General features: G+C 46.3%; 6 protein-coding genes, 4 tRNA genes, 1 rRNA gene and 1 pseudogene. 1 reads left to right on the forward strand and 11 read right to left on the reverse strand.

The window, feature by feature from the left end; all coding sequences use genetic code 11:
* The coding region (locus INF29_RS15420; RefSeq protein WP_408626509.1) for an IS3 family transposase at positions 1–80 on the forward strand (80 nt) is incomplete at its 5' end.
* 66 nt (positions 81–146) lie between these two features.
* Here the strand turns inward: INF29_RS15420 and INF29_RS13590 are convergent.
* The 11 genes and pseudogenes from INF29_RS13590 to INF29_RS13640 all read right to left on the reverse strand — a co-directional run.
* Positions 147–812 carry a nucleotidyltransferase domain-containing protein gene (locus tag INF29_RS13590; RefSeq protein ID WP_193487239.1) on the reverse strand — a complete coding sequence of 222 codons (666 nt, stop codon included), beginning with the start codon at positions 810–812 and terminating at the stop codon, positions 147–149.
* Positions 813–1,047: 235 nt separating this feature from the next.
* The gene (locus tag INF29_RS13595) at positions 1,048–2,631 is read right to left on the reverse strand and encodes an NAD(P)/FAD-dependent oxidoreductase (protein ID WP_193487241.1); all 1,584 of its coding nucleotides are present in this window, start codon (positions 2,629–2,631) and stop codon (positions 1,048–1,050) included.
* Positions 2,628–3,395: a tRNA pseudouridine(38-40) synthase TruA gene (truA, locus tag INF29_RS13600; protein WP_193487243.1), complete on the reverse strand. Its 768-nt coding sequence runs from the start codon at positions 3,393–3,395 to the stop codon at positions 2,628–2,630. Before truA ends, INF29_RS13595 begins: the two co-directional genes overlap by 4 nt.
* A 12-nt stretch (positions 3,396–3,407) precedes the next feature.
* Complete coding sequence (locus INF29_RS13605) at positions 3,408–5,051, reverse strand: putative manganese-dependent inorganic diphosphatase (RefSeq protein ID WP_072853833.1); 1,644 nt, start codon at positions 5,049–5,051, stop codon at positions 3,408–3,410.
* A 158-nt stretch (positions 5,052–5,209) separates the two neighbouring features.
* A complete protein-coding gene (locus tag INF29_RS13610) occupies positions 5,210–5,860 on the reverse strand; it encodes an SdpI family protein (protein WP_072853831.1) in 651 nt (216 codons plus the stop codon).
* Positions 5,850–6,128 (reverse strand): annotated as a pseudogene (locus tag INF29_RS13615) (autorepressor SdpR family transcription factor); the annotation flags it as partial. The pseudogene INF29_RS13615 and the gene INF29_RS13610, both read right to left, overlap by 11 nt.
* A gap of 139 nt (positions 6,129–6,267) precedes the next feature.
* Positions 6,268–6,338, reverse strand: a tRNA-Cys gene (locus tag INF29_RS13620).
* 243 nt (positions 6,339–6,581) lie between these two features.
* Positions 6,582–6,652, reverse strand: a tRNA-Cys gene (locus INF29_RS13625).
* A 3-nt stretch (positions 6,653–6,655) separates the two neighbouring features.
* Positions 6,656–6,727, reverse strand: a tRNA-Glu gene (locus INF29_RS13630).
* Positions 6,728–6,732: 5 nt separating this feature from the next.
* Positions 6,733–6,804, reverse strand: a tRNA-Asn gene (locus INF29_RS13635).
* 180 nt (positions 6,805–6,984) lie between these two features.
* A 23S ribosomal RNA gene (locus INF29_RS13640) occupies positions 6,985–7,190 on the reverse strand; the annotation flags it as partial.

Genomic DNA, 7,190 nt, shown 5'->3' on the forward strand with positions numbered 1-7,190 from the left:
ATAATAACCATCGAATCAAAGCAAAGTTAAAGGGCTTGCCACCTGCAATTTACAGACAACAAGCCCTTCTGGCTTCTTAAACAATTTTAATTTGAAAATATTGTCTAACTTTTTGGGTTCAGTTCACATAAAGGATTCCAGTTTTTTTATTTTTCTTCTTTGATGAGCCGCCCTGTCCAGCAAAGCAACAGGCGACTGCCCTGTTCAAACAATTCTCTGGAAATTTCATTTTGCCCTTTCAGCTCTTTTGCCATAGACAAAATTTCTTTTTCCATACCTTCTGCCATCTGCTCCAAATCCGTTCTTTTCTTTCCATAAACGCCTTTTTGCAGATAAACCACTGCCTGCACCACAAAAAGGGCGCCTTTATAAAAGGCTTTCAGCATCTCCCCATCTTTTTCATGAAGGAAATTGTGGACACAGCCATGGTACAAGTCACAAGCGCCTTTATGAACTGCCCGCTGGATGTCCTCTTTTGTGATTTCGCACCAAAGGGCATCCAGACTGCCCCGCAAAGGTGTTGTATCCTGTATGAACTGGAACAAATCCGCTTTATCCCAATGCATCAATTCTTCCCAGCCGCCTACGAAACCACAGAGCTTCTCCCGCATGGGCAAAGCAGACACAGCTTCATCATAAGCCTGCAAATCTTCCAGTTGTAATCCATCCAGCAAAAGCACCACATCAATGTCGCTTTCCGCTGTGGCTTCTCCTCTGCCATAACTGCCCTGTATGCCCAGAAAACATATCCGCTCTCCGAAAATACCATCTACACAGGCTGTCCAGTCTGCCAGCCATTTTTCCAAGTCCATGTCCTCTCCTCCTTTTCCAAAGTCAAAAAATGGATTCCCAAGCAGTCTCCCCTTAAGAAACCATCTCTTTTCTTTCATTTCTTAAAGGGAACTGCGATGGCTGTCTTCAGAAGAAAAATTTCAATTGAAATCTTAAAAATAGATAGCTGGAATCTTTTGTATCTCAAAGACTCCAGCTATCTTTTTTCTGATGAAGCAAGCCCTAAACATGAAGGGAATCCACTTCAAATTTTCTTTATTTCACATGTCTGCGGAAAATATGCTCTGCCGCCACAACGCCGTCTACTGCCGCTGACACAATACCGCCGGCATAGCCTGCCCCTTCTCCTGTGGGATACAGTCCCGTCAGAGAAAGGCTCTGTCCGCCTTCTCCACGCAAAATACGCACAGGAGAAGAACTGCGGCTTTCCACAGCCGTCAGCACAGCGTCATCCCGGTCAAAGCCTTTCAGCCGCCGACCCATCGCCGGCAATGCTTCCACCATGGCTTCTGTCATAAAGTCCGGGAAAATTTCTTTCATATCTGCAAAAACCGTTTTGGGCGCATAGGTCGGACGCACCTGCCCAAAAGCGTTTTCTTTATCCTGCAAAAAGCTGCCTACAGTCTGGACAGGGGCTGTATAGTTGCCGCCCCCAGCCTGAAAGGCTTTTTCTTCCAATTCCCGCTGGAAATACATGCCCGCAAGGGGATGGTCACTGCCGAAATCCTCCGGGAACACCTGCACCAGCAATGCGGAATTGGCGTTCTGCCCATCCCTGGCGTGTTCGCTCATGCCATTGACAGCCAAACGACCTTCTTCTGAAGCCGCTGCCACCACATAGCCGCCGGGGCACATGCAGAAAGTATAGACCCCTCTGCCTTTCGTGGTGGTATAAGTCAGACGGTAATCTGCCGCCGGAAGCTGGTCTGCCGCTTCGCCGTACTGGGAAACGTTGACCATGTCCTGCGGATGCTCAATACGCACCCCCATGGCAAAAGACTTCTGTTCCAGAGCAAAGCCTTTTTCATAAAGCATGGTAAAGGTATCTCTGGCGCTGTGCCCCAATGCCAGCACCACATCAGAAGCATCCAGATGTTCTTTTCCATTGATTTCTACGCCTGTCACCATGCCGTTTTCTGAGAAAATATCTGTCACTTTGGAGAAAAAGCGTACTTCGCCCCCCAAAGATATGATTTTCTGCCGAATTTCTTTCACAACGCCACGGAGCAGGTCTGTACCGATATGGGGCTTGCTGTCGTACAAGATTTCTTTCGGCGCGCCTGCTGCCACAAATTCCTCCAGCACCTTTCGGCATCTAGGATCTTTGATGCGGGTGGTCAGTTTCCCGTCAGAAAATGTCCCTGCGCCGCCTTCGCCGAACTGGACGTTGTTATCCACATCCAGCACGCCTGTCTGCCAGAACTTGTCCACAGCTTCCTTCCGGCTGTCCACATCGCCGCCCCGTTCCAGCACAATAGGCTTCAAACCCATCTGCGCCAAAAGAAGTGCCGCAAACATACCCGCCGGACCAAAACCCACAACCACCGGGCGTTTTTCCATCTGACATTTGCCTTCTGGGAAATGATAGGACAAATCCGGGGTTTTGGACACATTTTTGTCCCCTTTCACTCCTGCCAGCACCTTGCTTTCATTATCCACAGCCACATCCACCACGCAGACATAATGGATACGGTCTTTTTTCCGGGCATCCAGTGATTTTTTGAAGATCCGCCATGATGTGATTTGTTCCACAGGGATATGCAGTTGTTTTGCCGCCCGTTTTTTCAGCAGGCTTTCTTCTCTGCCCAAAGGCAGTTTTAAGTCAGCAATCCGAATCATGGCATCTCCGTTCCTTTCCCATAAGGTTCATAAAATACTTCATCCAGCATCAAGCCGCGGGAAGGTGCTGTAAAGCCAGCTGCCTCCCTGTTTTCCGCTGCCAGAATTTCTTCCATTTCCATGGGGCTGCGTTTGCCTTCCCCTACTTCAATGAGGGTGCCTGTGAGTATCCGCACCATCTGGTACAAAAAGCCGTTGCCTGTAAAAGACAGCACCAGACGTTGTTCCTTCTGTTCGATGTTAATATCATAAATGGTGCGCACCGTAGACTTTTTCATACGTTTGTTTGCGCAGAAACTTTTGAAGTCATGGGTACCCACAAAGGCAGAAGCCGCTTCTTTCATGGTTTCCACATCCAAATTGTCTTTGCACCAGAAACTGTATTTCCGCCAGAAAACGGGAGGCATTTCTCCCGTCCAGATGGTATAGACATATCGCTTTGCTTTGGCGTTCAGTCTGGCGTGGAATCTGGGTTCCGCTTCTTCCAGAGAAAGAGCGCCCACATCTTCCGGCAGACGTCCATTGATTTCTGTCAAAAGTTCTGCTGCTGTTCCTTTCCAGTCCATGCGGAAGCTGGCAACCTGCCCTTTGGCATGGGTGCCTGCGTCCGTCCGACCGGAACCAGCGATTTCTGTTTCTACGCCGGCGATTTCTGTGAGGATTTTTTCCAGTTTTTCCTGCAAGGTATTATCTGTGTTGCCCTGTTTCTGCCAGCCGTTGTACCGACTGCCATCATAACACAACACCATTTTGTAAGTTTTCATATCAAAACCGCCTTACTGCTGGATGGCACCCAGCACACGGGGTACAAACTGTTTCTTTCTGGAAACCACACCGGGCAGGTAAATATGATTTTCGCCTGCGGGAGCGCCGAAAGCAGCTTCCACCAGTTCTTTTGCGTTTTCGCCTACAAACACCATATCAGAAGATTCTTCCATGATATTTGTCAGCAGGAAGAACATCATATCCACGTCGTTTCTGTCGGAGTTTTCCATGAATTCCGCAATTTTCGGACGCAGTTCTTCCAGTTCTGTTTTATCCAGAGAGGAAATCTGACCTACACCGAAGTTCACGCCATTTGCACTGAATTTCTTGAAGTCCTGATAGAAGATTTCTTCTGGTGTTTTATCCGCCAGAGAGCTGCCTGCACGGAACATTTTTTCCGCATGTTCCTGAATATCAATGCCTGCAATTTTTGCCAAGGCTTCTGCGGCTTTCTGGTCCACAGGGGTACATGTGGGAGAACGGAACATCAATGTATCAGACAGGATCGCGGAACACATGAGCCCAGCCATTTTGGGGTCGATTTCCACCTGATTTTCCAGATACATCAGATATACGATGGTGGAAGTGCAGCCAACGGGCTGGTTACGGAAATATACGGGCATAGATGTTTCCAGTGTGCCCAGACGATGATGGTCGATGATTTCCAGAATTTCCGCTTCTTCAATACCGTCAACAGCCTGGGATTTTTCGTTATGGTCTACCATGATGATTTTTTTGTTGTCCATTTCCAGCAAGGAACGTCTGGACAGCATACCGATATAATTGCCGTCACGATCCAGTACGGGGAAATCACGATGGCGGATTTTTGCCATAGTGCCGCGGATGTCGCTGATAAAATCATCTTCGCTGAATGTAATCAGATTTTCTTTCCGCATGAAGTAACCCAGAGGTGTACTCTGGCTGATCAGTCTTGCTGTCATGTAAGTATCATGGGGTGTGCTGATGATAGAGCAGTTGTTTTCCTTTGCCAGTTTCTGAATGGTTTTGGAAACAGGCGCACCCATGCAGACAACGATACAGCCTGCGTTCATTTCAATGGCACAAAGCTGGGATTCAAAACGGTTCCCTGTAATCAAAATATCGCCGGGTTCTACATAGTTTTCCAGCAGATCAGGGTTTGCTGCACCAATGAGGATTTTCCCTTCCTGAGGTACCACATCTTCGGGATTGCCCACAACCATGGTACCGTCAATGGTATCCAGAATATTGGAATATTTTGTTTTGGACATTGCCAGAATTCTGGTTTCGTAAATATCCATGTTGGCTGTAGCAATATCTTTGACAGAAATAATGCCTTCCAGTTTGCCTTCGTTTACGATAGGCATAGTCGCTTCCTGCATATCTCTCATGGTAATCCATGCGTTTTTCAGAGACATTTCTTTAGACAGGCTGGGTGTGATCTTGATAGTCACGTCTTTTACCTGTGTACCAACGTGGTTGATGAATGCGGGGCTTTCCACGCCGAAAAAGTCCAGTACATACTGGGTTTCGTTGCTGACTTCCCCAGCTCTTTTGGGTACATAATTACCGTCAGAAATTTTATTTTTCAAATTTGCATATGCGATTGCAGAGCAAATAGAGTCTGTGTCGGGATTTTTATGTCCGATGACAAACACATCTTTTTTTCTTGTCATTTACTGATTGCTCCTTTCTTTTCTTTTGAATATAAAAAGACGCCGAAAGCGTCAAAAACCAATGTTTTTCCATACTTCCAAGCGTCATAATTATATCTTTTTCCAAAAAGTCCGTCAATGATTTTCCACCAGTTCCAAACAGAAAATTTACATCTGCCCTACTTTTCTTCCCCATGTGCTTCTTGTTGGTACCAAAGATAGGACATGACCGTAGGAATCAGGCAAATCAAAAGCATAATACCCATGGTGCCCCAAAACAACTGTTTTTCTGGAACCATAAAACAACTAATGAGAATCACCAGACCGCCAAAGAAAAATAGTCTGCCGCCCAGCCGCTGTGTTTTGTTCCAAACATTTTCATTGCTCAGTGCCCAAGGTGTTTTCATGCCTGTGAAAAAATTGGATTTAAACTTCGGCATCAGATTTCCCAGAAGGATAAACATCACTGCCACCATGGCACAGACTACACGCCCCACCTGCAAAAAACCAGGATATAGGCTTTCTGTCAAGGTGATGGACATCATAACGATCATAAACACCAGCAGAATGATTCTGGTACCAAAATAGGCGTCTGCAAACCGTTCATAATTTTGTTTTCTGGGGTCAATCTTTGCCAAAAAGGGCATGAAAATCCCAAATACAAGGCTCAGTCCTGCCAAAGGAAACAGTTTGATTTTTTCCCCGTAAGTAACACCGCCATCCAAGTCCCAATGGACAGGCACCATTTCCGGCAGTTTAGGATACAGAACTGCCACCATCAGCAGGGGCAGTATGCTCAGCAGAATCAGCAGAAACGTTTTCCCTTTCATGGTGATCGCCTCCCATCAGAGCTGTCATCCAGCTCATCATTTCTTCTAAAACCGATAAATTCAACTCATAAAAAATATATTTTCCCTGTTTTGTGTCACTAATAAGCCCTGCCTGTTTCAAAATCGCCAGATGATGCGAAATAGTGGCTCCTGTTGCCGGAAAATGCTCGCCAATCTCTCCCGCCGTTAAAGGCTTATCACGCAGCAGACGCAATATTTCCAGTCTGGTAGGGTCGCTCATGGCTTTCCAAGTTTCCTGTATGCCCATATCATCGCCTCCTGTTTTTTATTTAGATATATATCTAAATGTATTCTATTTCTTTTTTCATTCCGTGTCAATAACATTTTGATATTTATCTAAATATAACACAAAAAAAGAAGCATTCGCAATATGCGAATGCTTTGAGAGGCGCCACCCGGATTCGAACCGGGGATAGAGGTGTTGCAGACCTTTGCCTTACCACTTGGCTATGGCGCCGTAACTGTTGTTATTATAACGCGCTTTGTTCAATTCGTCAAGTAAAATTATGGATTTCTTTTCTTTTTCTTCTCCCTCGTTTCGACATCTGCTAAAAAAATAGGGAAAATCCGCCATTCTTTGGGCTATCTGACGGTTCCTGTCCCACCTTCTATGACAAAGCAGACAAAAAGAGAAATTCTTTTTTACGCAAAAAAAAAGCCCCAACCCCACAGCTAATTCTGTGAAACCGGGACTTTCCAGAGGCGCCACCCGGATTTGAACCGGGGATAGAGGTGTTGCAGACCTTTGCCTTACCACTTGGCTATGGCGCCATATGATCCGTGCGGGATTCGAACCCGCGTTACCGCCGTGAAAGGGCGGTGTCTTAACCCCTTGACCAACGGACCATAAACTCCCCGAGTAGGATTCGAACCAACGACCCTCCGGTTAACAGCCGGATGCTCTACCGCTGAGCTATCGAGGAATAATGTCTTCGATTTTTGCCCTTCAGTTTGCTCTCTTTGTTAACCTCCTCCGGTTAACAGCAGGCTTGCAAAGCAAGTAAGAGATGCTCTACCGCTGAGCTATCGAGGATTATACTATATTTCGAAAGTTTACACCTTCAAAACCGAATACAGCAAACATTATATCATAAAATCTTTATTAGGTCAAGCCCTCGATCTATTAGTATTGGTCAGCTGAACACGTTACCGTGCTTACACCTCCAACCTATCTACCTCATTATCTTTAAGGGATCTTACTTCCGAAGAATGGGAAATCTTATCTTGAGGGCGGCTTCACGCTTAGATGCCTTCAGCGTTTATCCGTTCCATACATAGCTACCCGGCTGTGCAGTTGGTCTGCAACCGG

This window comes from Anaerotignum lactatifermentans, assembly GCF_014982935.1.
Classification (GTDB): domain Bacteria; phylum Bacillota; class Clostridia; order Lachnospirales; family Anaerotignaceae; genus Anaerotignum; species Anaerotignum lactatifermentans.

What these genes read in the sequence shown, in the direction of transcription:
- INF29_RS13590 (WP_193487239.1), bottom strand. Translation starts at nt 812, where the DNA reads ATGGACTTGGAAAAATGGCTGGCAGACTGGACAGCCTGTGTAGATGGT.
- INF29_RS13595 (WP_193487241.1), bottom strand. Translation starts at nt 2,631, where the DNA reads ATGATTCGGATTGCTGACTTAAAACTGCCTTTGGGCAGAGAAGAAAGC.
- truA (WP_193487243.1), bottom strand. Translation starts at nt 3,395, where the DNA reads ATGAAAACTTACAAAATGGTGTTGTGTTATGATGGCAGTCGGTACAAC.
- INF29_RS13605 (WP_072853833.1), bottom strand. Translation starts at nt 5,051, where the DNA reads ATGACAAGAAAAAAAGATGTGTTTGTCATCGGACATAAAAATCCCGAC.
- INF29_RS13610 (WP_072853831.1), bottom strand. Translation starts at nt 5,860, where the DNA reads ATGAAAGGGAAAACGTTTCTGCTGATTCTGCTGAGCATACTGCCCCTG.